The sequence below is a fragment of the Modestobacter caceresii genome (assembly GCF_000761485.1).
Taxonomy (GTDB): Bacteria; Actinomycetota; Actinomycetes; order Mycobacteriales; family Geodermatophilaceae; genus Modestobacter; species Modestobacter caceresii.
The window spans coordinates 1-25,717 of record NZ_JPMX01000003.1 but is presented as its reverse complement, the minus strand read 5'-3'; the positions used below and the strand labels follow the sequence as shown (position 1 = coordinate 25,717).

Below are 25,717 nucleotides of genomic sequence, written 5' to 3'. Positions count from 1 at the left end.
CGGCTCAGCCGGACGGACGCTCCGCGACGCAGCTGGTGGCCACCCGGGCGAAGCCCGCTCGCTCGTAGACCCGGGCCACGTCGTCGTCGCCGGCGGAGAGGAAGACCAGGTCGGCCGTCTGCCGGGCGTGCTCGACCAGGGCCGAGGTGAGCCCGGCCCCCAGCCCGCGGCCACGGAACCGGGGCAGGGTGGCCACGCCGACGACCTCGCTGATCTCGGTGCCGTCGACCTGCACCGGCTGGTGCGAGCCGATGGCGACCGGCTCGCCGTCTTCGACGGCCACCATCATCACCGTCGAGCCCGACGCGACGCGGTCGCGCAGCACCTCGGTCGGCGGGACGGCGGCCGGGCCGGGGTCGTCCCGGGCCACCTCCGGGGTGTCCCGGGGGGCGTCGTCCGCCGGTGCGCCGGCGGGCGTGGCGAACGCCAGCGCGGCCAGCCGCTGGTACAGGCCCAGCCGCGGGTCGTCGGCGCCCACCAGGTAGAGCCGCACCTCGCTGGGCAGCAGCACCTCGACCGGGTCGTCGGCCACCAGCAGCGGCAGCTCGTCGACCACCAGCCCCGCTGCCCGCGCCACCGTGGCCAGGCCGCGGCAGCGGTCGCCGAGCCACTCCAGCGACGCCGGCAGGCCGGCCCGCTCCTGCAGGGCGATCGCGGCCCGGACGTCGTCCACCGCGACCTCGCCCTCGAAGCCGGGCCGCGGCCGGGCGGAGTGCGGCCACTCCGGCGGACCGATCGGCACCTGCAGCGCACCCACGGAGTGCACCCGGGCCTCCGTCAGCGGGGCGAGGGCGAAGTAGCGCTCGATCCGGTCGAGCAGCCCGGGCGACGACACGCCCCGGACCCTAGCGGCCCCGCGGTGGAGGACGGGCCGGCAGCCGTCCCCGACCCACCCGGTCGGGGGGCGCTCGGCAGGCAGACGGCACCATGGGCGCCGTGACGGCCGGAACGCGTGCGCAGGTCTCGCCCTTCACCGCGTTCGACCGACAGTCGTGGCGGGCGCTGGCTGCCGGCGGTGAGCTGCCCCTGGACGACGCCGACGTCCGGCAGCTGGCCACGCTCGGCGACCGGATCGACCTGGACGAGGTCTCCACCGTCTACCTGCCCCTGGCCCGGCTGCTGCACCTGCACGTCACCGCGAGCCGGCGGCTGTGGGCCGCCCAGACCCAGTTCCTCGGTGCGCGCACCGCGAAGGTCCCGTTCGTCATCGCCGTGGCCGGCAGCGTGGCCGTCGGCAAGAGCACCACCGCGCGGCTGCTGCAGGCGCTGCTGGCCGCCGCCCCGGACACCCCGCGGGTCGACCTGGTCACCACCGACGGCTTCCTGCTGCCCAACGCCGTCCTGGAGTCCCGCGGCCTGCTCGGCCGCAAGGGCTTCCCGGAGAGCTACGACCGGCGGGCGCTGCTGCGTTTCCTGGCCGACGTGAAGTCCGGCAAGCCGGCGGTCAGCGCCCCGCTCTACTCCCACCAGTACTACGACGTGCTCCCCGACGAGCGGCAGGTCGTCGACTCCCCCGACGTGCTGGTGCTGGAGGGGCTCAACGTGCTGCAGGCCGGCGCGCGCAACGACGGCCGGGTGCCCGAGGTCTTCCTCTCGGACTTCTTCGACTTCTCCGTCTACGTCGACGCCACCGAGCACGACATCTCCCAGTGGTACGTGGAGCGCTTCCTCGCGCTGCGCCGCACGGCGTTCCAGGACTCCGGCGCGTACTTCCACCGCTTCGCCGACCTCACCGACGAGCAGGCCACGACGACGGCGCGGGGGATCTGGGAGGCGGTCAACGAGCCGAACCTCCGCCTCAACATCGCCCCCACCCGGTCCCGGGCGCGCCTGGTGCTGCAGAAGGCCGCCGACCACTCCGTGCGACGGGTGCTGCTGCGCAAGCTCTGAGCGTCCGCTGGCAGGAAGTGCCGAGCACGCCCGCCGACGTCGTGAGGTCGCGTCCCCGCCCGCCGAGAGTGACGCGGCGCACACTCGGCTCACCGCAGCGCCGCGGCCGCACCCTGCCTCGCTTCCCCTGGAGTGGACCCCGATGTGCTCGCACCCCTCGACCTGTCCCCCGCCCACGGCAGACGGCCGCGTGCTGGCCGTGCCGCTGCACCGCCGTCCCGAACAGGGGTGGACGCTGCTGTGCAACGGCGTGGTCGTGTTCGACGACGACGGCGAACTGCTCCCGGACGGTCAGGTCGTGCTGACCCGCCCCTGGGCCCTGGCCGGCGCCTCCGCCGGCTGATCGGGTCGGCTCAGCCCACGCCTGCGGCGTCGGCGGCCTGGGTGAGCAGCGTGACGAACGCGGCCTGGTCCAGCGCAGCGTCCGCGGTGCCGGTCTGGCTCAGCATGACCGCGCGCGGGCCGTCGGTGACCACAGCGACCAGCATCGAGACCGTGCCGACCGGGTGGGTCATCGTGACCGCCAGCCCGGCAGCGGAGTCCCCGCGCTCCGGGACGTCCAGCGCCGACAGGCCGATCCCGACCTGCATCCCCCAGGGCACGTCGACGGTCGCGTCCGCGCAGGCCTGGACGAGCTGGTCGGCCGGCAGCTCCAGCCCCTCGACGGCCGGCCCCTCGGCGACCACCTGGAAGGTCCGCTGCTGATCGGTGGCGGCCACCTGGGCCGCGACCGCCGGCATCTCCTCGTCCTCGAGCGTCGGGAGGGCGGCCAGCGCGTCAGCGCAGGCGGCCGGTTCGACCGACGGCTCCGCTGCCGTGCCGTCCTCGACGGTGCCGTCCGCATCGGTGCCGTCCGCATCGCCCCACCAGTGGTGGCCGCCCCACCAGTGGTGGCCGCCCCAGCCGTGGTGGCCGCCCCAGCCGCGGTGGCCGCCCCAGGACCCGTCACCCGACCACGGCCCGGCCCAGGACCCCGACCAGGGGCCGACCCACTCCGACGGGAGCTGCAGCACCGTGGCGTCCGGGCCGAACGCGGACTCCGGCAGCAGCGCGCCGGCCAGCTCCTCCGCGGCGGCCTCGTCGGCGGCCGGCGCGACGCTGCCGGAGGCGGCCGCCTCGCTGACCGCGGTGGGACCGGCGGCGCCCAGCTGGCTCGCACAGGAGGTCAGGACCGCCGTCCCGACGAGCGCTACCACACCGACCGACGACCGACGTACCAGGGTCCCCATGCACGGGGATCGTGCACCTTCCGGGCCGCGCCGTCGACCCCTTCCCGGCGTGTCAGGACCGGGCGCCCACCACGTCCTGCGCCGTCCCCAGGTCATCGGGTGCCCCCTCGGCGCGGCCAGGCTCGGTCGCCACCGGCGGGCGCGGCTCCGCGGGCTCCTCGAACGCCTCCGGCGACGGGCAGGAGCAGACCAGGTTGCGGTCGCCGTAGGCCCCGTCGATGCGCCGCACCGGCGCCAGGTAGCCGCGCCCGACCAGCCCCGGGACGGGGTACACGGCCGCCTCGCGGGAGTACGGGCGGTCCCACTCCCCCGCCAGCATCTTCAGCGTGTGCGGGGCGTTGCGCAGCGGGTTGTCCTGGCGGTCGTACTCGCCGGTGGCGACCCGCTCGATCTCCCCGCGGATGTGCACCATCGCCTCGACGAACCGGTCCAGCTCGGCCTTGTCCTCGCTCTCGGTCGGCTCGACCATCAACGTGCCGGCCACCGGGAAGCTCATCGTCGGCGCGTGGAAGCCCAGGTCGATCAGCCGCTTGGCGATGTCGTCGTTGGTCACGCCGGTGGCCTTGGTGAGCGGCCGGATGTCCAGGATGCACTCGTGCGCCACCAGGCCGGTCGCACCGGTGTAGAGCACCGGGTAGTGCGGCCGCAGCCGCTCGGCGACGTAGTTGGCCGCCAGGATCGCCTGCTCGGTGGCCTGGAGCAGCCCGTCGGGGCCCATCAGCCGCAGGTAGGCCCAGGAGATCGGCAGGATCCCCGCCGAGCCCCACGGGGCACCGGAGATCGCCGGGCCGCTGCCCCCGGTCTCCACCAGCGGGTGGCCGGGCAGGAAGGGCACGAGGTGCTCCCGGACGCCGATCGGCCCCACGCCGGGGCCACCCCCGCCGTGCGGGATGCAGAAGGTCTTGTGCAGGTTGAGGTGGCTGACGTCGGAGCCGAACCGGCCGGGCTTGGCCAGCCCGACCAGGGCGTTGAGGTTCGCGCCGTCGACGTAGACCTGACCGCCGGCGTCGTGCACCGCGGCGCAGATCTGCTGCACCTCCACCTCGAACACCCCGTGGGTCGAGGGGTAGGTGATCATGATCGCGGCGAGCCGCTCGGCGTGGGCGTCGACCTTGGCCCGCAGGTCGGCGAGGTCGACGTTGCCGGCCTCGTCGCAGGCCACCACGACCACCCGCATGCCGGCCATGACGGCGCTGGCCGCGTTGGTGCCGTGCGCGGAGGACGGGATGAGGCACACGTCGCGCTCGACGTCGCCGCGGCTGTGGTGGTAGGCGCGGATGGCCATCAGGCCGGCGAACTCACCCTGCGACCCGGCGTTGGGCTGCACGCTGACCGCGGCGTACCCGGTGACCTCGGCGAGCCCGTCGCACAGCTCCTGAATCAGCTGGGCGTACCCGCGGGCCTGCTCGACCGGCGCGAAGGGGTGCAGGCCGGCGAACTCCGGCCAGGTGATCGCAGCCATCTCGGTGGCGGCGTTCAGCTTCATGGTGCACGAGCCCAGCGGGATCATCGTGCGGTCCAGCGCGAGGTCCTTGTCCGACAGCCGGCGCAGGTAGCGCAGCATCGCCGTCTCCGAACGGTGCTCGGCGAAGACCGGGTGGGTGAGGAACGGGGTGCGCCGGCGGAGCGCTGCCGGGAGCGCCGCGTCCCCGGCGTCGTCCAGGCCCGCGTCGTCCGTGCCGGCCCCGAACGCCTCGGCGACCAGCCGCAGGACGGCGGGCGTCGTCGTCTCGTCGCAGGCGATCGCCACGGCGTCGTCGTCGACCATGCGCAGGTTCACCCGGCGGGCGGCCGCGGCGGCCACCACCTCGGCGGCCCGGCCGGGCACCGCGACGACGACGGTGTCGAAGAAGTGCTCGTGCACCACGGTGAGGCCACCGGCGCGCAGCCAGCCGGCCAGCACCTGGGCGGTGCGGTGCACCCGGGCGGCGATCGCGGTGAGCCCCTCGGCTCCGTGGTAGACGGCGTAGGCGCCGGCCATGACGGCGAGCAGCACCTGGGCGGTGCAGATGTTGCTGGTGGCCTTCTCCCGGCGGATGTGCTGCTCCCGGGTCTGCAGCGCCAGCCGGTAGGCCACGTCGCCGTCGGCGTCGACCGAGACCCCCACCAGGCGGCCGGGGAGCTGGCGGGCCAGGCCCTCGCGCACCGACAGGTACCCGGCGTGCGGGCCCCCGTAGCCCATCGGGACGCCGAAGCGCTGGGTGGTGCCGCAGGCGACGTCGGCGCCCCACTCCCCCGGCGCCTCCAGCAGGGTGAGGGCGAGCAGGTCGGCGGCGACCACGACGGCGGCACCGGCCGCGTGCGCGGCCGCGGCCAGCTCGCGGTGGTCCCGGACCGCGCCGCTGGCGCCCGGGTAGGCCAGCAGCACGCCGAACGCCCCTGCCTCCGGGAGGTCGGTGGGCCAGCCGGCGGAGAGGTCGGCCACGTGCAGGCCGATGCCCAGCGGCTCGGCCCGGGTGCGCAGCACGGCCACGGTCTGCGGCAGCGTGTCGGCGTCGACGACGAAGACGGCGTCGCCCTTCGCCCGCCCGGCCCGGCGCACCAGCGTCATCGCCTCCGCCGCGGCGGTGGCCTCGTCCAGCATCGAGGCGCCGGCGACCGGCAGCCCGGTGAGGTCGGCGACCATCGTCTGGAAGTTGATCAGCGCCTCGAGGCGGCCCTGGCTGATCTCCGGCTGGTAGGGCGTGTAGGCGGTGTACCAGGCGGGGTTCTCCAGGATGTTCCGCTGGATGACCGCCGGGGTGATCGTGTCGCTGTAGCCCAGCCCGATCATCGAGGTGAACACCTCGTTGGCCGCTGCCCGCTCCCGCAGCTGCGCCAGCACCGTCGCCTCGTCGGCGGCCGCCGGGAGGTCCAACGGGGTGCGGTCGCGCACGCCCTCCGGCACACAGGCATCGGCCAGCGAGGCGAGCGAGGCGTGGCCGAGGACCTCGAGCATCGCGGCGGTGTCCGCCGGGCGGGGGCCGATGTGCCGGGCCGCGAACGACCCGCTCGTCGACAGCGCGGAGAGCGCGGGGAGCGACCCGGTCAGGGGTGCGGGATCAGAACCAGGAGTCCGGTCGGCCACTGCTGGGACGGTACCAGCGCGAGGTCAGCGGCTCGGGCCGTCCAGGCCGAGGTGGCTCGACCGCGGCCGCGCCGGGTCGACCTCGACGCCGGAGCCGGCCTGCCCGAGGGTCGAGCCGCACACGGCAGGGTCGAGCCGCCTGCGGACGGGAGCTGAGAGCGGGCCGAGGCCGGCGGGGTGTGGCCTAGGCCGAGGCGGCGCGCCGGCGGCGGCGGGCGGACAGCTCGTCGTCGGCGACGGAGCCGCCCCCGTCCAGCCGCTCGGCCGGCAGCTCCGCGAGCTCCCCGGAGAGCTCCCGGAGGGCCCCGGAGACCGCGATGCCGAAGACGCCCTGGCCGCCGGCGAGCAGGTCGACGACCTCCTCGGCCGAGGTGCACTCGTAGACGGTGGCGCCGTCGGAGAGCAGCGTGATGTTGGCGAGGTCCTTGACCCCGCGGGTGCGCAGGTGGTCGACGGCCTTGCGGATGTTCTGCAGCGAGACGCCGGTGTCCAGCAGCCGTTTCACGACCTTGAGCACCAGGATGTCGCGGAAGGAGTAGAGCCGCTGCGTGCCCGACCCGGTGGCGGTCCGCACGGACGGTGCGACCAGCCCGGTGCGCGCCCAGTAGTCCAGCTGCCGGTAGGTGATGCCGGCGGCGGCGCACGCCGTCGGGCCGCGGTAGCCGACGACGTCGGTGTCGACCTCGTCGTAGGAGGGGACGCCCACCGCTGCGTCGCTGAACAGCTGACCCTGTGAACCGTTGTCCTGGTCGCTCACGGGCACTCCTCGCTGGCGCTCATCTGCCGCGGTCGCGGCGCTGCTGGGTTCGTGCCGTCGATCGCGGGCCCGCTCACTCCAGCGCCTCCTCGACTCCGACACCCAGCACCTGGGCCGTTCCCGTGCTGTCGCTGGGAACGGTCACGGGCGCGACTCAGGGACTTCCACGCACGTGATTCGCTGACCGTAGGCGGGGGCCGGGGCACGGTCAACCGAGGGACGCGGCGTGTCGCTGGACTCACCCGCGCGGGTGGCTCCGGGGAGCCGGCGGCTCAGCTGCCGCCGGAGCCCGACCCGGCGCCGAAGTCCTCGGGGCTGATGTTGTCCAGGAACTCGCGGAACTTCTCCACCTCGTCCTCCTGCTCGTCGGGGATCTCGATCCCGACCTCGTCGAGCAGGGCCTCGGCGCCGTAGATGGGCGCACCGGTGCGGACGGCGAGGGCGACGGCGTCGGACGGGCGGGCGCTCACCGTGCGCTCGTCGCCGAACTGCAGCTCCGCGAGGTAGATGCCGTCGCGCATCTCGGTGATGTGGACGGCCTCCAGCGTGGCGCCGAGGGCCGTGACGACCTCGCGCAGCAGGTCGTGGGTCATCGGCCGGGCCGGCCGGACGCCCTGCTGTTCGAAGGCGATCGCCGCGGCCTCGGTCGCGCCGATCCAGATCGGCAGGTACCGCTCCCCCTGGGTCTCCTTGAGCAGCAGGATGGGCTGGTTGCCGGGCAGCTCCACCCGGACGCCGACGACTCTGAGCTCCTGCACGTCTGGCTCCCCTCCGCTGACTTCCCCGTCGTCACCCGCCGGCTCCCCGACCGTCCACCGCGCGGCGGCCGGCCGGTGCGCCAGGGGTGCCCGCACCCCCGCAACGGTACGCCAGGGGTCAGCCGCCGAGGACCTCGCGCAGGCGCGACTCCAGCAGCCCGCCGTGCAGTTGTGCCGACAGCGCGGCCAGCTCCTGGAGCTGCTCACCGGCCCGGGCGCGAGCCTCCTCGGAGCGCGCCAGCAGCACCGGGGCCACCAGCTGCTCGAGCAGGGCGGCCTCCCGCTCCGCCGCCGTCCGGTACACCCGCAGGTGCCGCGGTTCGATGCCGTGCCGGGCCAGGCCGGCAACGGCGCGGCCCACGGGCAGGTCGGTGACGCGGTGCCGGCCCTGGGAGTCGGCGTTGAGCAGCCCGAACTGGACGCAGTCGGCCAGCTGGGCCTCCGTCAGGCCGGCGGCCGCCGCGAACTCGGGGCCGGGCAGGGGGGCGGTCCCGACCGGTTGGCCGGCCACCCCGCCGGCGGTCCCGCCGCCGGGCACCGGCTCCCCCCGGTCCAGGGCGTCCAGGTGCTCCTTGATGACCCGCAACGGCAGGTACTGGTCCCGCTGGGCGGCCAGCACGTAGCGGAGTCGGGCCACGTCGGAGACGGAGAACTTCCGGTAGCCCGACGGCGTCCGCTGCGGGTGGACCAGCTCCTCGGACTCCAGGTAGCGGATCTTGCTGATCGTCACGTCCGGGAAGTCGCCGCGCAGGGCGGACAGCACCTCGCCGATGGTGAACCGGGGCCTGGTGTCAGCAGTGTCCCTGGCGTCCGCGGCGTCTCCGCGGTCAGCGGCGTCCCGGGCGTCGGCGGTGTCCCGGTCAGCGCTGGGGCTGGGCTGGGGCACCGCCGTCATGACCGGAGTCCGCTCTCGGCCCGCTCCGTGCACGACATGGCGGTCATGCGCCGGCCGGCTCGCCCGTCCGCGGCCCGGTCAGGTAGACCAGGCGGAACTTGCCGATCTGGACCTCGTCGCCGCCGGCGAGGGAGGCCACGTCGACCGGCTCCCGGTTGACGTAGGTGCCGTTGAGGCTGCCCACGTCGTGGACGGTGAACCCGCCGCCCTCGCGGTGGAACTCCACGTGCCGGCGGCTGACCGTCACGTCGTCGAGGAAGATGTCGCTGTCGGGGTGCCGGCCTGCGGTGGTGACCTCCTGGTCGAGCAGGAAGCGGCTGCCCGCGTTGGGGCCACGCTTCACCACGAGCAGCGCGGACCCGGCCGGCAGCGACTCGACCGCGCCGGCGTGCGCGTCCGCGGTCGACTCGGCGACCTCGGCCTGCTCGCCGGAGTCCTCACCGCCGACCTTGGGGATGATGCTGGTCGACTCGCCGACCCGCTCGGGGCTCAGCGCCGCCCCGCACTGCGCGCAGAAGCGGCTGCCCTCTGGGTTCTGGTGGCCACATCGAGTGCAGAGCACGTCTGTCTCCTCCGGTGCAGGCGGCACCGCCGCGGGCCTGGTGGTACGGGCCGCGGTCGGCCGGCGGACGACGGACCGGACGGCCCGTCGTAGGTCGGCCGACCGCAGGATCACGGTCGGGCCGGGGGTCATGGAACCAGCGGCCGACCCGAGGGTCAACCGCACGTACAGGGTGAGGGTCGGACGCCGTGGAGCGCACGGCCGACCGTCGCAGTGATGATAGTGATCGCCGACCACCCCGACCGGACGGCGGGGGGCCAGCACGGTGACGGGCCGATCCGGCCGGCCCGGTCAGGGCAGACTCAGGAGCCCTGGACGACCGCCTGGTACGCCGCCGCGTCCAGCAGCGACGCGGTCGGGTCGCCGTCCTGCCCGGTCACCTGCACCTCGACCAGCCAGCCGGCACCGTAGGGATCGCTGTTGACCGTCTCCGGCGCGTCGGTCAGGGCCTCGTTCACCGCCGACACGACGCCGGCCACCGGCGAGTAGACGTCGGAGACGGACTTGGTGGACTCCACCTCACCGATCGGGTTGCCGGGGGCCACCTCCGCACCCACCTCGGGCAGCTGGACGAACACGATGTCCCCCAGCGCGTCCTGGGCGTGGTCGGTGATCCCGACCCGGACCACCGTCGCGGCACCCTCGGTGCCCTGGACCAGCGCCCACTCGTGCTGGTCGGTGTAACGGCGGTCATCGGGTGTGGTCATGCGGCATCTCCAGTGTCGGGATCAGGGCCGGGTCGCTGGCTGCAGTGCTGGCACCGGCCTCGGTGCAGGGGCCCGGCCGAGCAGAGCGAGGTCTGGGAGGACCGAGGTCCTTCCTCAGTCCCCCTCGGCCGGCTCAGCGTATTGAGGCGTGTCCAGTGGCCGCAACGCGTCCACCACGACGTCCTGGGAGGGGGTGATGGCCACGTCGCCGCGGCGCTGGTTGACCATCGCGGAGACCCCGCCGGGGATGCTGAGGGCGGTGGCCATGTCCTCGGGTGACCCGATGACCCGGATCGTGTAGGGCGCCTCCACCGGCTCCCCGTCGATCTCCAGGGCACCGGGTTCGCCGGTGATGGCGCTGCTCACGCCGATCCGGACGCCGTCGATCTGCATCGTCTCCGCGCCGGCGCCGCGCAGCTCCTGGATGGCGTTGAGCACGACGCCGGCGGTGACCCGGTCGGCGGGATCACGGATGACCACCTCGAGCCCGGGACCGCGGGCGGCGACGGTGCCGTTGAGGATGCCGAGCGCCTCGGCCCGCTCCTCGGCCTCCGCCAGCGCGGCGGCCGCGGCGCTGTCGGAGCTGCCCAGCTGGGCCAGCGCCGCCCGTTGGTCGTTGATCTCCTGACGGAGCCGGTCCTCCCGGGAGGAGAGGTCGTCGAGGATGCGGACGAGGTCCTCCTCGCGCAGGCCGGCCAGCTGCTGGTCGGTGTCGGTGCTGCGGACCTGCACCGCGAAGGCGAAGCCCAGCAGCAGGGTGAGCACGCCGATGAGGAAGGCCGCCAGCGGATCGCGGCGCCGTCGTCCGGCCACCGGCGTGGCCCCGGCGCCGTCCGCACCGTCCGGCGGGCCGACCGCCTCCCGCTCCCCCATCCCGTCGGCACCGGGGGTGCCAGCCTCCGGGGTGCCAGCCTCGGGGGTCGCTGCCGCCGAGGAGCCCGTCCCGGGGTCGTCGGCACCGGCAGACGCGGCATCGGACCGGCGATCGGCGGTCGGCTCCTCGCTCATGCGCGGAACAGGTGCCGGCGGATCGCCGCGGCGTTGCCGAAGATGCGGATGCCGAGCACCACCACCACGGCGGTGGACAGCTGCGCGCCGACCCCGAGCTGGTCACCGAGGAAGACGATCAGCGCTGCGACGACGACGTTGGAGACGAAGGAGACGACGAAGACCTTGGCGTCGAAGATCCGGTCGAAGCGCGCCCGCACCCCGCCGAACACCGCGTCCAGCGCTGCGACCACCGCGATCGGCAGGTAGGGCTGCAGCCAGAGCGGGACGCTGGGGTCGAGCAGCAGCCCCAGCACCACGCCGACTGCGAGTCCGAGGATCGGGATCACGCGTCAGCCTCCGTCGGTGGGCGGGTCGGGGGTGGCGGGCGCCGCTGCCTCACCCTGTCCCTCGGGTGCGAGGAGCGGCTCGGCGAACAGCAGCTCCGCGCTGCTGCCGGCCGGCAGCTCGAGGTCGTCGGCCCGGGCGAAGTCGAAGACCACACCGAAGTCCTTCGTCAGCGTCGCCAGCTCGTTGGCCTCCGGGGTGGCCAGGAAGGCGCGGGCCAGGTCGTCGGGGTCGCCGACCGCGGAGATCTCGTAGGGGTTCATCACCGGTCGGAAGTCGACCAGGATGGCGTCTCCGGCCTGGCGGATGGCGGTGGTCGGGCCCACCCGCTGACCGTTGATGCTGACCGCCTCGGCACCGGAGGCCCACAGCGCGTTCACCGCCAGCTGGAGGTCGCCGTCCTGGACCCGGCCGGCCAGTGCGATCTGGTCGGACCCGCCGACCGGGTCGCTGTCCGCCGCCGGCGGGGCGTTGCCGACCGTCACGCGGAGCCCGGGCCCGGAGACCGCCACCGCGGCGGCGCCCTGCTGCGCCGCCGCGAGCCGGCTCAGCGCGCGCTGCCCGACCACGCTGGTGTCCAGCGCCTGCTGCCGGGTCCGGGCGACCTCTGCGGTGAGCTCCTGCAGCTGGGCGGCCAGCTCGTCGCCGGTCGCGGACTCCTGGACGATGTCGTCGCGCAGCGCCTCCCGGGCCGCCTCACGCCCCTGCGCGCCGGCCGCCGCCTCCTGGTAGGTCACCGCGGCCAGCAGGCCGGCCAGGAGCATCGCGGCGGCGACGAGCAGCTGCCCCCGGTTGCGCTGCAGCCAGGAGGGGCGGGGAGCCGGACCGGGCTGGGCCGTCGGTCCGGTCGCCTCCTCCGCGGCCCGGGCCGCCCGGGCCGCAGCGACCTGGGCGTAGGCCGGGTCCAGGGTGTCGGCCAGCACCTGGTCCAGCAGGGAGGCACCCAGCGAACGTGGCCGCCCGGGTGCGGGCGCGTTCACGCCTCCACTCCGGCCGGGCGACGCCCGGACAGCAGCTGGACGGCCTGGACCACGTAGAAGACCCCTGCGAGCAGGTAGAGCGCCGCCCCCCACACGGTGAGCGCGTAGGCGACCGGCTGGACCACCGCGGCCACCGACCCCTCGCCGTCGGCCAGCAGCAGGAGGGGGAAGGCGTACAGCAGCAGGAAGGTCGCGGCCTTGCCGAGGTAGTGCACCTGCAGCGGCGGCCAGCCCGCGCGCCGGAGCACCAGCAGGGTCGTGGCCAGCACGACCTCGCGCAGCAGCAGCACGACGACCACCCACAGCGGCACGACGTCCCGGATGACGAAGGCGACCAGCGTCGCGACGATGTAGAGGCGGTCGGCGGCCGGGTCCAGGAACGCGCCGAGTCGGCTGGCCTGTCCCAGCGCGCGGGCGAGCTTCCCGTCGAGCCAGTCGGTGGCGCCGGAGACCGCGAGCACGACGATGGCCCAGCCGTCGGCGTGCGGGCCCAGCAGCAGCCAGAGGAACAGGGGCACGCCCAGCAGCCGGACGACCGACAGCACGTTCGGCAGCGTCAGCACCCGGTCGCCCAGCTCGTCCCGGTTCCGCGGCACCACGCGCCGACGGTCGGCCGGACCGTCGGCCGCCCGGTCGCCCGCCGTCGTCATCGCAGCTCCACCTCGCCGTCCACCGCGGGTCAGGCTAGTGCCCGACGTCCATGGTCCCCCCGCCGACCGGCCGGTCGCCCGGGGCACCCTCGGCACCCGCCCCTTGACGACCGGCGTCACGGTGCCGTCAGGTTCTCCGATGACCACCGGACCCCTCGCCGGGCTGCGCGTCGTCGAGCTCACCGGTCTCGGCCCCGCCCCGTTCGCGGCGATGCTCCTCGCCGACCTCGGCGCCGACGTGCTGCGGATCGACCGTCCCGGCGCCCGGCCGCCCACGCCGTCCGCTGAGCACGACCTGCTGGCCCGCGGACGGCGGTCGGTGGCCGTCGACCTCAAGGACCCGGACGGCGCGGAGCTGGTCCGGCGCCTCGCCGAGCGCGCGGACGTGCTGCTCGAGGGCTTCCGGCCCGGGGTCACCGAACGGCTGGGCATCGGGCCGCAGGAGTGCCTGGCCCGCAACCCCCGCCTGGTCTACGGCCGGATGACCGGCTGGGGTCAGGACGGCCCACTGGCGACCACGGCCGGGCACGACCTCGGCTACATCGCGGTCACCGGCGTCCTGCACGCGATCGGACGGGCGGGCGGGCCGCCGCAGGTCCCGCTGAACCTGGTCGGCGACTTCGGCGGCGGGGCGATGTACCTGGTGGTGGGGGTGCTCGCCGCGCTGCTGGAGGCCCGCGGCAGTGGCCGGGGCCAGGTGGTGGACGCCGCCATCGTCGACGGCAGCGCGCACCTGGCGACCATGATCGTCGGCATGCTGGCCGGCGGGGTGTGGCAGGACACCCGCGGCGTGAACCTGCTGGACTCCGGCGTCCCCTGGTACGACGTCTACGAGACCGCCGACGGCCGGCACCTGGCGGTCGGCGCCCTGGAGCCGCAGTTCTACGCCGAGCTCGTCGACCGGCTCGGCCTGGCCGGCCGCGTGCCGGACCGGGCCGGGGCGGACCCGGAGGTGCTGCGCGGCCTGTTCGCCGACGCGATCGGCCGGCGGACCCGCGACGAGTGGGCCGAGGTGTTCGCCGGCAGCGACGCCTGCGTGGCCCCGGTGCTCTCCTTCGCCGAGGCCCGCGACCACCCGCAGCTGGCGGCGCGGCAGACCTACGTCGAGCGGGACGGCGTCGTGCAGCCGGCACCCGCGCCGCGGTTCTCCCGCACCCCGGCCACGCTGGACCGGTCGCCGTCCCGCGCCGGGGAGCACACCCGGGCGGCACTGTCGGACTGGGGCATCACCGACGTCGACGCACTGCTGGCCGCCGGCACGGTGGTCCAGGCCCCGACTCCCACTGACTGACCGTCCGTGGACGGTCAATCGTTGTGCAGCAGGTCACACATGACCTAGCGTTCCCTCTTAACGGACATGTCGTTCGCTTTCCGAGTGGAACGAGGCAGCCTGTGGTCACGACGCCCCGCAGCCCCGCAGCCGAGCCGCTGGACGCCGAGGCAGCCCTCGGCACCTTCGAGGCGGCGGTGTCCTCCGCCTGCGCACCGGTGCGGGTGCGGCCGGTCGAGGGCGTCGCCTTCCACGGCCGGCTGCGCAGTGCCACCGCCGACGGGCTGCTCGTCACCGCGCTGCGCACCAGCCCCAACTCGGTCTCCCGTACCGGGCGCCTGCTCAGCTCCACCGACCCGGAGTTCCTCAAGCTGATCTGGCAGCGCTCCGGCGTCAGCCGGCTGAGCCAGGACGGGCGTCGGGGGGAGGCCAGGCCCGGGGACCTGGTGGCCTACGAGACGACCCGGCCGTACCACCTGGACAGCGCAGGTACGAACTGGGAGGCGGTCGTCGTCGCGGTGCCGCGGGACCGGCTGCAACCGCACCTCCGACCATTCAGCGAGCGGACCGCGGTCCCCGTCCCGGCGACGAGCGGCCCCGCTCGCGCGCTCTCCTCGATGCTGGAGGAACTGTCGAGGTGCGAGGACGCCGGTTCGGGCGACTCCCCCGCGGCCTGCCACCTCGGTGACGCCCTCGTGTCGATGGTGCTCGCCGTCTACGCCGGACTCCCCCAGGTGCCCGGGGGCAGCGGGCCCACCCTGGCCGACCGGGTGCGCACGTACGCGCTGGCCCACCTCGGGGACCCCGACCTCGGCGTCGAGTCGATCGCGGTTGCCCTCGGCGTCTCGGTGCGCCAGGTGCACAAGATGTGCGCCCAGGAGGGGTTCACCACCGCCGCGTGGATACGGCGCCGCCGCCTGGAGCGCATCCGCCGCGACCTGCTCGACCCGACGCTCGCCGGCCGGAGCACGCCGTCGATCGCCGCCCGCTGGGGGATCCTCGACGTCACCCATCTCGCGCGACAGTTCCGCACGGCCTTCGGCGAGTCCCCGGCACAGCTCCGTCGTCGGCAGAGCACGGCCGCCTGACCGGGTGCCGACCAGTCCCGTGCACGAGATGGCGACAGGCCGTGCACGGGATGGCTCAGCCCCTCCCCCGCGGTGCCGTGGACTCACCGGCGTCGGTGCAGCCCGTCGCCGGCCGGCCGGCCCCGCTCGGCGAGCCGACCGCCCCGCCGGTGGCTCCGGGCACCGCGCGTCCCCCGCCCGCCCACGTCCACCCGGAGGCCCGATGTCCCCCACCCCGCTCGCCGCTGACCTCGTCGTGACCGGAGGACGCGTCTGGACGTCGGACCCGGCGCGCCCGTGGGCCGAGGCGCTGGCGGTCCGGGACGGGCTGCTGCTGGACGTCGGGACGGTCGACGAGGTCGCCCGGCACCGTGGCCCGGACACGGAGGTGCACGACCTGGCCGGCGCGCTGGTGCTCCCGGGGCTGGTCGACGGGCACGTGCACCTGAACCTGGCCGGCGCCCAGGCGGCGTTCGAGCTGCCCCTGCTGCCGAGCGACTCGCTGGACGACGTGCTGGCGAAGGTGCGGGCGTGGGCCGGCCGGCTGGAGCCGGACGCCTGGGTCGTCGGCGGCATCCTCGGCAGCACGCTCCTCGGTCAGCTGGCCGAGGAGCGCCACCGGTTGGCCCTCGACGAGGCCAGCGGCGGGCGGCCGGTGCTGCTGCGCGACGACACCATGCACAACCGCTGGGTCAGCTCGCGGGCGTTGGAGCTCATGGAGGTGGGCCCGGACAGCCCGGACGTGGAGGGCGGCCGCTACGTCCGGGACGACGCCGGCCGGCTCACCGGCGTGCTGCACGAGCTGGCCTCCGCCCGGGCCGAGTCGGCCTTCGCGGCGTCGGTCGCCGATCCGCAGGCGCGGATGCGGGAAGCGGTGGCCACCGCGATCCGGGTGCTGAACTCCTACGGCATCACCAGCGTGCAGGAGGCCGCGACCATGGGCGCACCCCTGGCCACGCTGCGCGAGCTCGAGGCGGCGGGTGAGCTGACGCTGCGGGTGGTCGCCTCCCTCCCGGTGCGCCCGTTCCTCGAGGACGGCGCGGTCGGCGGGGAGCTCATCGCGGAGGCCCGGGCCCAGCGCAGCGAGCTGGTGCGCCCGGACTTCGTGAAGATCGTGCTGGACGGCGTCCCGATGACCCGGACGACGGCACTGCTGGAGCCCTACCAGTGCCGGCACGGCGAGCCCGCCACGACCGGTGACCTGTACTACGACCTGCCCGACCTGGTCGCCGAGGTGGAGCGGTGCCACGACCTCGGCCTGGGCGCGAAGTTCCACGCGACCGGGGACGCCTCGGTGCGGCTCGTGCTCGATGCCGTGGAGCAGGTGCGCGCCCGCCGCGGGACCGGGCCGCGCTTCCAGATCGCCCACGCCGAGTACGTGCACCCCGACGACCTGCCCCGGTTCGCCGCGCTCGACGTGGTCGCCGACGCCTCCCCCTACATCTGGTTCCCCGGCGTGATCCAGGACAGCATCGCCGCCCACGTGCCCGCGGAGGTGGTCGCGGCGTCCTGGCCGTTCCGCGACCTCCTCGACTCGGGTGCGGTGGTCGCCGCCGGGTCGGACTGGCCGTGTGCCGCACCCACCCCCGACCCGTGGACCGGGCTGGAGGCCATGGTCACCCGCCGCAACCCCGACCCCGCGGTGCCCGGGACGCTCAACCCCGGGCAGGCGCTGACCGTGCAGGAGGCGGTCACCGCCTTCACCACGCACCCGGCCGAGGCGATGGGGCTCGGCGACGTGACCGGACGGCTCACCCCCGGCCGGTCCGCGGACTTCATCGTCCTGGACCGCGACGTCTTCGCGGTGGACCCGACGCAGGTGCACGCCACCCAGGTGCTGCGCACCTGGTTCGCCGGCCGACTGGTGCACACCGCCGACGAGCCGACCACCCGCCCGTGACCCCACTCGGCTGGGCCGAGACCGACCTGACCAGCACGACGACGAGGAGAACCGTGAGCGGCAGAGGCGACTTCGCCTGGGACGCGCAGTCCTGGACCCCCTTGACCGAGATGGCCGAGGGCTTCGACGAGTTCCGCCCGCCGGTGTCCGGCGCCCTGGTCGGCCGGACCGTGACCCTGACCGGCGCCCTGACCGACGGCGGCGAGGGGTTCTCACTCGAGCAGCGGTTCACCGACGACCGCCGGCTCGACTGGGTGCTGCGCGTCGGCGACCGCCCGGAGCGCAGCGGCACCGCCGGCTACCAGGCCTTCGAGCTGGCCGACCAGCTGTTCTACGTGCACCAGCTGTGGCAGGGCCTCCCCCAGCCCGAGGCAGCGTCCATGGCGCTGGACCTCCGCAACGGCGCAGCGACCGGGGCCCTGGCCCAGCTCGGTCTGGAGCCGCACCCGCACCGCGCCCGGCAGCAGTGGTTCCAGGCGACCGTCGACGGAGGGCGGACGGACCCGCACCCCCACCAGCCGACCACCGAACTGGTCGGCCGGCGGATCCGCTACCGCTACAGCAGCGACGACGTCTACGACCACGTCTACCTCACCGACCGCCTGTTCACCTGGGTCTGCATGGGCGGTGCCGAGCAGGGCGAGGCGGACACCGAGCGGTGCGTGCACTGGAAGATCCGCGAAGGGGTGTACCTCTTCTCCTGGTTGGAGAAGCTGCTGGGCGTCGAGGGCATGGTGCTGGTCGACCTGACCCAGCTGCGCTCGGTGGGCATCCAGTTCGCGCTCGACCAGTTCAGCGGTGAGCTGGTCGACCTCACGATGGGCGCCTACGCACAGCCCCTGTCCGTGGCACCGCCGGTCACCACGCCGTGACCCCTCCCCGGGTCGCGTTGGTCACCGGCGGCGGCGCCGGCATCGGTGCGGCGACCGCCCGCACGCTGGCGCGCACCGGGACCCGGGTCGTCGTCTGCGGTCGCCGGCCGGAACCGCTGGAGCGGACGGCGCAGGAGACCGGCGGGCTCGCCGTGGCCGGCGACGTCGCAGACCCGGCGGACGCCGCCCGGGTCGTGCAGCGCACCGTCGACCACTTCGGTCGCCTCGACGGCCTGGTCCTCAATGCCGGGGTGATGCACCCCGGCGCGCTGCTGGACGTCTCCCCCGAGGCGTTCGAGGCGACGCTGCGGGTCAACGTCGGCGGCCTCTACCACGTGCTCCGGGCCGCGTTGCCGCACCTGCTGGCGTCACGCGGCGCCGTGGTCACCGTCGCCTCGGTGGCCGGCCTGCGGGCCAGCGCGGAGATGTCGGTCTACGCCGCCTCGAAGGCGGCCGCCACCGCGCTCACCCAGTCCCTCGCCGTCGACTACGGCCCCCAGGGACTCCGGGCCAACGTGGTGTGCCCCGGGTGGACGGCAACCGAGATGGCCGACGCGGAGATGGCGGAGTTCGGCGGTCCGCGCGGCCTCTCCCCCAGCGCCGCCTACGGGCTGGTGACCTCACTGGTCCCGGCGCGTCGGCCGGCCGGCGCCGACGAGGTCGCCGCGTGCATCGCCTGGCTGCTGTCGGACCAGGCCCGCTACGTCAACGCAGCGGTGGTCCCGGTCGACGGCGGGCAGGTGGCCGTGGACGTGGGCACGGTGCCCTTCGACCCCCGGGTGTCGGTCGACGGCCGCCCGGTCGACCGACCCTGAGGACAGGAGGACCGGATCATGGACCTGCAGCTGCGCGATCGGGTCGCGCTGATCACCGGTGGTGCTTCCGGCATCGGGCGGGCGTGTGCCGACGCGCTCGCCGAGGAGGGCGCGAAGACCGCCCTCCTCGACCGTGACCCGGCCGGCGAGGAGGTCGCCGCACTGCTGCGCGACCGGGGCCACGACGCCCTGTTCGTCCGGGCCGACGTGACGGTCGAGGCGGACGTGCGCACGGCCGTCGCCGCCGTCCTCCACCGGTTCGGCCGGCTGGACACCGTCCTCGGGTGTGCGGGCATCTCCGGCCCGGCCGGGACACCGGCCGCGGAGGTGAGCGTCGCCGACTGGGACCAGGTCATGGCGGTGAACGTCCGCGGCAACTTCCTGCTGGCCAAGCACACCGTCCCCGCGCTGCGCTCCAGCCCGGTCGCCACCATCGTGTTGATCGCCTCGGATGCGGCACTCGTGGCGTTCGAGGGGATGAGCGCCTACAACACCTCCAAGGGCGCGGTGCTGATGCTCACCCGCTCCCTGTCGGTCGACCACCCCGAGGTGCGCGTCAACTGCCTGTGCCCGGGGGTCGTCGACACCCCGATGTCGCGGGCCGACCTGGGCCGCCCCGACGGGTTCGCCGGCAGCGACCTGCCCGTCATGCAGCCGGCGGACCTGGCCCGGCACGCCGCGTTCCTCGCCTCACCGGTGAGCTCCCCGATCAACGGCACCTCGGTCGTCTCCGACTTCGGCTACCTGGCCCGGCCCGCCGTCCCGCCGTACGAGTTCGCCACCGACCCCACCCCGTAGCCCGGGCCCGGCCGAGGGCAGTCGCCCCCGGCCGGGTGCGCTTCAGCCGGTGGGGGCCGCGTCGTCGAGCCGGTGGGCCTCCCGGGCCCGCATCTTCCCGCGGACGACGTGGGTGGCTGCGGCGATGGCGATCGCCGCCACCAGCGCCAGGCCGCTGGCGACGTTCTGCCAGAAGGTGGTGACGCCCAGCAGGGTGAGGCCGTTGCGGAGCAGCCCCATGAACAGCACCCCGACCAGGACGTCGACCATGCTGCCCTCGCCGCCGGTGAGCGCGACGCCGCCGAGCAGCACCGCGGTGATCACCGCCAGTTCGAAGCCGCCGCCGAGCTGGCCGGCCGGGGCGCTGTTGAGCCGGGCGACGGTGATCGCGCCGGCCAGCCCGGCCGCGGCGCCGCTGGTGACGAACAGCAGGAACGGGATCCGCCGGGTGTCCACCCCGGACAGGTAGGCGGCCTCCCGGTTCACCCCGATCGCGTAGAGGTGCCGCCCGGCCGGCGTGCGGGTGAGGAACACCCCGGCGGTCAGCAGCACGGCGACGGCCAGCAGCGCCGGGAGCGGGATCCCGGCGATGTTGCCGATGCCCAGGAAGCCGAAGGCCTCCCCGAAGTTGCTCAGCGGCAGCGGGCTGACCAGCTGGGCGACGCCCCGGACGGCGGTGAGCATGCCCAGGGTCACGATGAAGGAGGACAGCCCGAACACCGTCGCCAGCACCGCGTTGACCACCCCGACTGCGGCGCCGGCGAGCAGCGCCGCCCCGACGGCGACCAGCGGGGACCCACCGGACTGCGCCACCTTGCCGGCCACCACCCCGCCCAGGGCCAGGGTCGACCCGACCGAGAGGTCGATGTAGCCGGCGATCACCAGCATCGCGACCGGGGCGGCGACGATCGCGATGACCGCCGCGTCCAGGAAGACGCCCCGCAGGTTGCCCCAGCCCAGTTGCGCCCCGGTGGCCAGCTGCACGCCGGCCACCATCACCACGAGCAGCACCAGCAGCGGGTTCTGGACCAGCCAGCCCGCGGCGGCGGCCACCGGGGACGGTGCCGCGGCGGCGTGACCGGTGGACGGGGGACGACGGTCGGCGCCGTCGACGGTGGGAGGTGGGGCGGTCGTCATCAGGAGGGCTCCAGCTCGCTGTGGATGAGGTCGAGCAGCTGCTCTTCGTCGGTGTCGCGCATGTCGAGGTCGTCGACGACCCGGCCCTGGCGCATCACCAGGCAGCGGTGTGCCAGCGCGACGACCTCGTCGGGGTCGTTGCTGGCGAACAGCACCGCCAGCCCCTGGTCGGCGGCGACCTGCCGCAGGACGTCGTAGATCTCGGCCCGGGCGCCGACGTCGACGCCCTGGGTCGGGTCGTCCAGCAGGAGGACCCGGGTACCGGCCCGGTCGTTGACCCAGCGGGCGATGAGCACCTTCTGCTGGTTGCCGCCGGACAGCCGGGAGACCGGCACCGCCGGGTCGGCCGGGCGCAGGCCGAACGCGGCGGCGGTGCTCCGGAAGACCTCCTGTTCCGCCCGGGGCCGACGCCACCCCGCACGTGCGGTGAGCGACATGACCCGCAGCACGGTGTTCTCCCCCGACGAGAGGGAGCCGAAGAGCCCCTGCCGGAGCCGGTCACCAGGGACGAGTGCGAGGCCGGCACGGAGGGCGTCGTCGGGACGGCGGACGCGCACCGGGCGCCCGTCCACGGCGACCGTCCCGGAGGTGGCCGGCCGGCGACCGAAGAGGGTCTCCAGCAGCCGCGACCGGCCGGACCCCACCAGCCCGTAGAGGCCGACGATCTCCCCGGGCCGGACCACCAGGGAGACGTCGTGCAGGCCCGGTGCCCGCAGGTGCTCGATGGCCAGCGCCGGGGGCGTGTCCGGGTCCACCGGCCGCGGCGCCACGGCCGCCCCGTGCGCGCGGCCGCTCACCGCGGTCACCAGGTCGGTCTTGCTCACCCCGGCCATCGGCTGGGACCACACGACCCGCCCGTCCCGCATGACCGTGGTGCGGTCAGCGAGCTCGACCACCTCGTTGAGCAGGTGGGTCACGTACAGGACGGCGATCCCGTCGGCCTTGAGCAGCCGCACCAGGTCGGCCAGCCGGCGTGACTCCACCGGGGACAGCGCGGCGCTCGGTTCGTCCAGGACGAGCAACCGCGCGTCCCGGCTCAGCGCCTTCGCGATCTCGACCAGCTGCCGCTGGCCGATGGTCAGCTGCCGGACCGGGGTGCCCGGGGAGACGTCCAGGCCCACCCGCTCGAGCAGGCGCACCGCACGCGCCCGCTGGTCGGCCCGGCGCAGGAAGACCCCCGCCGTCGTCGTCTCCTGACCGAGGTGGAGGTTCTCGGTGACGTCCAGCCGGTCGATGAGGCTCAGGTGCTGGTAGATCACCGCGATCCCCGCGGCGATGGAGGACCGGGGGTCCAGTGCGTCGTGCGTCGTCCCACCGATCGTGATCGAGCCGGCGCTGGGCGCGGTGCCCCCGCCCAGGCACTTGATCACCGTGGACTTGCCGGCGCCGTTGTGCCCGAGCAGGGCGTGCACCTCACCGGCGGCGACGTCCAGGTCGACGTCGTCGAGCGCCAGGGTCGGGCCGTACCTCTTGGTGAGGCCACGGACGGAGACGGTCATGTCAGCCGCCGAAGGCGGTGACGTACTCCTGCAGGTCGGGGCTGTCCGGGGTGACCAGGTACACCGGGACGTCGGTCTCCGGCTCCTCCCCGCGGCCCAGGGCCAGCGGGATGTCGATGGTCGCCTTCACGATGTCCTCGGACTTGACGGTCACCACGCCGCGCACGAAGTCGCCCTCCTGCATCGCCTGGAACAGGGAGAGGTTGCCGTCGAGCCCGCCGACGTAGGTCTCCGGGTCGTCCGCCGCCCGGCCGGAGGACAGCAGCGCCTGGTAGGCGCCCTGGGCGGCGTCACCGACGGCCGCCAGCACCATGTCCACGTCGGGGTTCGCGGCCAGCACCGAGTTGGTGACCGTCAGCGCTTCCTGCGGGGTCACCGCCTGCTGCTGGGCGACGATCTCGGCATCGGGAGCGGCGTTGCGCAGTCCCTCGAGGATCCCGTTGGTCCGCTCCTGCCCGATCTGGGTCAGCTGGTCCTCCAGCACCAGCACCGTGGGGGGCTCACCGAGGTCCTCCTGCGCCCACCGGCCGGCGTCCTCCCCGAGCATCCGCCCGGACTCGGTGAAGCTGAACTGCAGCGTGCTGCTCTGGTTCTCCAGGTCGCCGCCGTAGGTGACCCAGTACTTGCCGGCGTCCAGGTACTGCTGGGCGATCGAGTCGATGCTGGCCGGGTCCATCGGGAAGGACACCACCGCGTCCACGTCGCTGTTGAGGTAGGTGGTCAGGTTCGACACCTGGGTCGACAGGTCGCTGTTGTCGTTGGTGAACTCGACGGTGACGCCCTGCTCCTCGGCGTAGTCCTGCATCTGCTGGCTGAGCACCGAGTAGATGGGCAGCGAGGTGAAGGGGAAGTCGAAGAGGATCGTGTCGACCTCGGTGTCGCCGCCCGCAGGGGTGGCCGCGACGGTGCCGCTCTCACTCGTGGTGCTGCAACCGGTCAGCGCCAGGGTCACCGCGAGCGGCGCGACGACGGCGGCGGTGGCTCGATGACGGCGTGCGGACATGAGGGCCTCGTTCTCTGCAGAGGGGACGGCGTCAGGACCGGACGGAGCCCGGCCACCCCGGGACTGGTCCCGCGGGGATGGTGACCGGAGCGAGCTCCGCCGACGGCATCACCCGGCGGCGGTGAGCTGTTCGGTAGACCCTCGGTCCCATCCGCGGTGGCCGAGGACCACCGCGTGCACCCGATCTCGCCGTTTCGCGCACCCGTCCGGGCTGCCCGGCCCGGACCCCTCGGTCAGCAGGCCGATCTCAGTCGGAGCTGGTCGCGTGGCGCCGCACCCGCCGGTCGAACCGATCGCGGCTGCTGCCCAGTGGACGGCCGAAGTACCTGCCCAGCACGACGCCGGCGGCCAGGGCCAGTCCGATCGCCGCCGCCCCGACGAGCGCGTTCACGCCGCCTGCGACGTCGGCCTCCACGACGACCGCGAAGAGGCCCCGGTAGATCGTGAGCCCGGGCAGCAGCGGGACGATGCTGCAGACCGCGACGAGCAGGGGCGGGATCCGGAGCCGATCGGTCAGCGCCTCCCCGCAGAACCCAGCGACGATGGCCGCCGCCCCACTCGCCACCGCAGGACCGGCACCGAAGGCCGCGCTCGCCGACGCCGTCGTCCACGCCAGCGCGCCGGCCGCCGTGGCGACCCCGATGGCCGCCGGGCGGGCGTGCGAGGCCAGTGCCCATGCCCCGGCCATCCCGGCGGCCGCGGCCAGCGTCACGACGAACGGCACGCCGGCCGTTCCCGGGTCGAGCACGCGGAGCGGGACCTGCGCCCGCTGCGCCAGGTCCAGGACGGCGGCGATGCCGACGACGATCCCGGTGGTCAACGTCAGCACCTCGAAGGCCCGCGCCGCGGCCGTGACCGGGAAGCCGCTGATCGCGTCCTCGGCGGCGCCCACGAAGGAGAGGCCGGCCAGCAGGACGACGATCCCAGCGGCGACCACCAGCGAGGTGCGGACATCGACCTCCCAGACGACGAGGAGGACGGCCGCCCCGGTGGCCACCGCAGCGCCGGCCACCTGCTGGAAGAACATCGGGAGCCCGCGCCGGTCGAGGGCGCGGATCGTCTGCTCGATCGCGGCCGTGGTGACCGCCGCGACCAGGGCCACGAGCCAGCCACCACCGAGCAGGAAGGCGACACAGGCCGCCACGCCCGACCAGCCGAGCGCGTGGATCGATCGGCGGTAGGGGTGCGGCGCCGACAGCACGTCGTCCAGCTGACGGTGCGCCTCCTCCAGGCCCAGGCCGGCCGTCTTGATCTCCGCCGCCAGGTCGGTGATGCCCTGGAGCCGGGTGTAGTCCAGCCCCCGCGGGCGCACGATCCGCATCAGCATGAGCGGTGGGACGTCGTCCGGGTCGTAGCTGATGGTCAGCGACGTGAACGTGATGTCGACCTGGCAGTCGGTCAGCCCGTAGCCGGCAGCCACGCGCAGCACCGTGGCGGTCACGTCGGCCGCCGAGGCCCCGACCGCCATCATCGACTCCCCGATGCGGAGGGCCAGACCCAGCGCCGAGCGGGCGGTGCCCGCGTCGACCGGGCTGGGCCGGGCACGCAGCGCGAAGGGCGCCGTCGGCGGCCCGGATCCCGAGATCGCCTTCCGCGCGCGGTCCGGCAGGCGGGTCAGGTGCTGCCGGCGGCCGGGGCTCGTGGAGGGCACTCCGCCAGGCTACGGATCACCGACGGCACGCACCGCTGACAGCCAGGGGCCGGCTCGTGGCCTTCCCCACAGCGACCGGAGGCCACCGGCGACGGACTCGTCCGGACCGACTCGCCACCGGGCACGACTTCCGACCCCGGGTCGGCGTGCCGTCGGCGGCTCGCCGATGGCGTGAGATGCGTCACGAGGACAAGCCGGTCTCGTTTCCATAACGTGCCCGTCGCGCCGACTCAGTGGGCGTGACGCCGGCCCGCCCAACCCTGCCTGCCGACCGTCATCCGCAACTCGTCAAGGCAGGGGTGGGGGAACCACCGCACACGACGCGCCGACCACCAGTCGGCTCGTCTCGGGGTGAAGCCGGCATCGCCGGCCGGGCACCGATCGCCCGAACCCGACAGCTAACCCCTCAGGCGGTGATCGGAGATCACCATGCCCAAGCACTCTGCACCTCGTCTCGTCCGCCCCCTCGTCGTGGCCGGCGTCTCCGCCGTCACGCTCGGGCTCCTGGCCTTCCCGGCACAGGCCCACACCACCACCGCGCCACCCGCAGCAGCCGCTGCACCCGCCGCCGTCCCGGCAGACCAGGAGACCGTCGAGCGGCGCGCCGCGATCGCCGCGCTCCTGGAGGCCAACGGCGGGTCCTGGCGGGCGCTCTACGAGCGCAACCGCGACCTCCACGGCGGGGGTGCCGACTCCCGCTCCGAAGGGCAGCTGCGGTTCGCCCGCGGCCTGGAGGACGGCGCACCGGCACCCGAGGCGGCTGTGACACCCGCCCCGGAAGCCGCCCCGGCCCCGGCTCCCGCCCCGGCCCCGGCCCCGGCTCCGGCTCCCGAGGCCGCCCCGGCTCCGGCTCCGGCTCCCGAGGCCGCCCCGGCTCCGGCTCCCGCCCCCGCGCC

Annotated in this window: 25 protein-coding genes and 1 riboswitch; of the genes, 9 read left to right on the top strand and 16 right to left on the bottom strand. The window is 74.7% G+C overall.

The window, feature by feature from the left end; genetic code table 11:
• Positions 1-4: 4 nt before the first annotated feature.
• Positions 5-835, bottom strand: coding sequence for a GNAT family N-acetyltransferase (locus tag IN07_RS00780; RefSeq protein ID WP_036332598.1), 831 nt, complete (start codon positions 833-835; stop codon positions 5-7).
• Positions 836-927: 92 nt separating this feature from the next.
• Between IN07_RS00780 and coaA the strand changes: the two genes are divergently transcribed.
• Both coaA and IN07_RS00770 read left to right on the top strand, forming a co-directional pair.
• Complete coding sequence (gene coaA, locus IN07_RS00775) at positions 928-1,890, top strand: type I pantothenate kinase (protein ID WP_036332596.1); 963 nt, start codon at positions 928-930, stop codon at positions 1,888-1,890.
• A gap of 142 nt (positions 1,891-2,032) precedes the next feature.
• A complete protein-coding gene (locus tag IN07_RS00770) occupies positions 2,033-2,233 on the top strand; it encodes a DUF5999 family protein (protein WP_036332594.1) in 201 nt (66 codons plus the stop codon).
• A 10-nt stretch (positions 2,234-2,243) separates the two neighbouring features.
• Here IN07_RS00770 and IN07_RS25565 read toward each other — a convergent pair whose 3' ends face one another.
• The 11 genes from IN07_RS25565 to IN07_RS00715 all read right to left on the bottom strand — a co-directional run bounded on the left by IN07_RS25565 (position 2,244) and on the right by IN07_RS00715 (position 12,830).
• On the bottom strand, positions 2,244-3,119 hold the full coding sequence (locus tag IN07_RS25565) for a hypothetical protein (protein ID WP_197058297.1): 876 nt from the start codon (positions 3,117-3,119) through the stop codon (positions 2,244-2,246).
• 52 nt (positions 3,120-3,171) lie between these two features.
• Complete coding sequence (gene gcvP / locus IN07_RS00760; RefSeq protein ID WP_036332590.1) at positions 3,172-6,186, bottom strand: aminomethyl-transferring glycine dehydrogenase; 3,015 nt, start codon at positions 6,184-6,186, stop codon at positions 3,172-3,174.
• A 184-nt stretch (positions 6,187-6,370) separates the two neighbouring features.
• Entirely contained in the window at positions 6,371-6,943 is a 573-nt protein-coding gene (locus IN07_RS00755; RefSeq protein ID WP_063124211.1) for a MerR family transcriptional regulator, read from the bottom strand.
• Positions 6,944-7,215: 272 nt separating this feature from the next.
• Positions 7,216-7,701 (bottom strand): bifunctional nuclease family protein, encoded by a 486-nt coding sequence (locus IN07_RS00750; RefSeq protein WP_036332790.1) that lies wholly within the window; start codon positions 7,699-7,701, stop codon positions 7,216-7,218.
• 118 nt (positions 7,702-7,819) lie between these two features.
• Complete coding sequence (gene ftsR, locus IN07_RS00745) at positions 7,820-8,596, bottom strand: transcriptional regulator FtsR (RefSeq protein WP_081975084.1); 777 nt, start codon at positions 8,594-8,596, stop codon at positions 7,820-7,822.
• A gap of 43 nt (positions 8,597-8,639) precedes the next feature.
• Positions 8,640-9,158 (bottom strand): oxoglutarate dehydrogenase inhibitor Odhl, encoded by a 519-nt coding sequence (odhI, locus tag IN07_RS00740; protein WP_036332588.1) that lies wholly within the window; start codon positions 9,156-9,158, stop codon positions 8,640-8,642.
• A 302-nt stretch (positions 9,159-9,460) separates the two neighbouring features.
• On the bottom strand, positions 9,461-9,865 hold the full coding sequence (gcvH, locus tag IN07_RS00735) for a glycine cleavage system protein GcvH (protein WP_036332586.1): 405 nt from the start codon (positions 9,863-9,865) through the stop codon (positions 9,461-9,463).
• Positions 9,866-9,979: 114 nt separating this feature from the next.
• A complete protein-coding gene (locus IN07_RS00730; protein WP_231557920.1) occupies positions 9,980-10,873 on the bottom strand; it encodes a DUF881 domain-containing protein in 894 nt (297 codons plus the stop codon).
• Positions 10,870-11,202: a small basic family protein gene (locus IN07_RS00725; protein ID WP_036332584.1), complete on the bottom strand. Its 333-nt coding sequence runs from the start codon at positions 11,200-11,202 to the stop codon at positions 10,870-10,872. The genes IN07_RS00730 and IN07_RS00725 overlap by 4 nt, the downstream gene beginning before the upstream one ends.
• Before the next feature lie 3 nt (positions 11,203-11,205).
• A complete protein-coding gene (locus tag IN07_RS00720) occupies positions 11,206-12,180 on the bottom strand; it encodes a DUF881 domain-containing protein (RefSeq protein ID WP_081975083.1) in 975 nt (324 codons plus the stop codon).
• The gene (locus IN07_RS00715) at positions 12,177-12,830 is read right to left on the bottom strand and encodes a CDP-alcohol phosphatidyltransferase family protein (protein WP_081975082.1); all 654 of its coding nucleotides are present in this window, start codon (positions 12,828-12,830) and stop codon (positions 12,177-12,179) included. Before IN07_RS00715 ends, IN07_RS00720 begins: the two co-directional genes overlap by 4 nt.
• 139 nt (positions 12,831-12,969) lie before the next feature.
• Here IN07_RS00715 and IN07_RS00710 point away from each other — a divergent pair, with 139 nt between their 5' ends.
• From IN07_RS00710 to IN07_RS00685, 6 genes are all read left to right on the top strand, one after another.
• Positions 12,970-14,121: a CaiB/BaiF CoA transferase family protein gene (locus tag IN07_RS00710; RefSeq protein ID WP_036332582.1), complete on the top strand. Its 1,152-nt coding sequence runs from the start codon at positions 12,970-12,972 to the stop codon at positions 14,119-14,121.
• Positions 14,122-14,222: 101 nt separating this feature from the next.
• Complete coding sequence (locus tag IN07_RS23660; RefSeq protein WP_052090453.1) at positions 14,223-15,188, top strand: AraC-like ligand-binding domain-containing protein; 966 nt, start codon at positions 14,223-14,225, stop codon at positions 15,186-15,188.
• Positions 15,189-15,390: 202 nt separating this feature from the next.
• A complete protein-coding gene (locus IN07_RS00700; protein ID WP_036332580.1) occupies positions 15,391-17,067 on the top strand; it encodes an amidohydrolase in 1,677 nt (558 codons plus the stop codon).
• 53 nt (positions 17,068-17,120) lie between these two features.
• Positions 17,121-17,939 (top strand): MoaF C-terminal domain-containing protein, encoded by an 819-nt coding sequence (locus tag IN07_RS00695; RefSeq protein WP_052090449.1) that lies wholly within the window; start codon positions 17,121-17,123, stop codon positions 17,937-17,939.
• Entirely contained in the window at positions 17,936-18,754 is an 819-nt protein-coding gene (locus IN07_RS00690; RefSeq protein WP_036332579.1) for an SDR family NAD(P)-dependent oxidoreductase, read from the top strand. The genes IN07_RS00695 and IN07_RS00690 overlap by 4 nt, the downstream gene beginning before the upstream one ends.
• A gap of 18 nt (positions 18,755-18,772) precedes the next feature.
• Positions 18,773-19,552 carry an SDR family NAD(P)-dependent oxidoreductase gene (locus IN07_RS00685; protein WP_036332577.1) on the top strand — a complete coding sequence of 260 codons (780 nt, stop codon included), beginning with the start codon at positions 18,773-18,775 and terminating at the stop codon, positions 19,550-19,552.
• 42 nt (positions 19,553-19,594) lie between these two features.
• Here the strand turns inward: IN07_RS00685 and IN07_RS00680 are convergent, their stop codons facing one another.
• The 4 genes from IN07_RS00680 to IN07_RS00665 form a co-directional block, all read right to left on the bottom strand.
• Positions 19,595-20,668: an ABC transporter permease gene (locus tag IN07_RS00680; RefSeq protein ID WP_081975080.1), complete on the bottom strand. Its 1,074-nt coding sequence runs from the start codon at positions 20,666-20,668 to the stop codon at positions 19,595-19,597.
• The gene (locus tag IN07_RS00675; protein WP_036332575.1) at positions 20,668-22,167 is read right to left on the bottom strand and encodes a sugar ABC transporter ATP-binding protein; all 1,500 of its coding nucleotides are present in this window, start codon (positions 22,165-22,167) and stop codon (positions 20,668-20,670) included. The genes IN07_RS00680 and IN07_RS00675 overlap by 1 nt, the downstream gene beginning before the upstream one ends.
• A 1-nt stretch (position 22,168) precedes the next feature.
• Positions 22,169-23,170 carry a sugar ABC transporter substrate-binding protein gene (locus IN07_RS00670; protein WP_036332573.1) on the bottom strand — a complete coding sequence of 334 codons (1,002 nt, stop codon included), beginning with the start codon at positions 23,168-23,170 and terminating at the stop codon, positions 22,169-22,171.
• Positions 23,171-23,417: 247 nt separating this feature from the next.
• Complete coding sequence (locus tag IN07_RS00665; RefSeq protein WP_231557919.1) at positions 23,418-24,821, bottom strand: threonine/serine exporter family protein; 1,404 nt, start codon at positions 24,819-24,821, stop codon at positions 23,418-23,420.
• A 269-nt stretch (positions 24,822-25,090) separates the two neighbouring features.
• Positions 25,091-25,249: riboswitch (cyclic di-AMP (ydaO/yuaA leader) on the top strand.
• A 1-nt stretch (position 25,250) separates the two neighbouring features.
• On the opposite strand from IN07_RS00665, the gene IN07_RS25015 reads away from it, so the two are divergent.
• Positions 25,251-25,717 (top strand): hypothetical protein (locus IN07_RS25015; protein WP_231557918.1); only part of this gene is annotated, 467 nt, incomplete at its 3' end.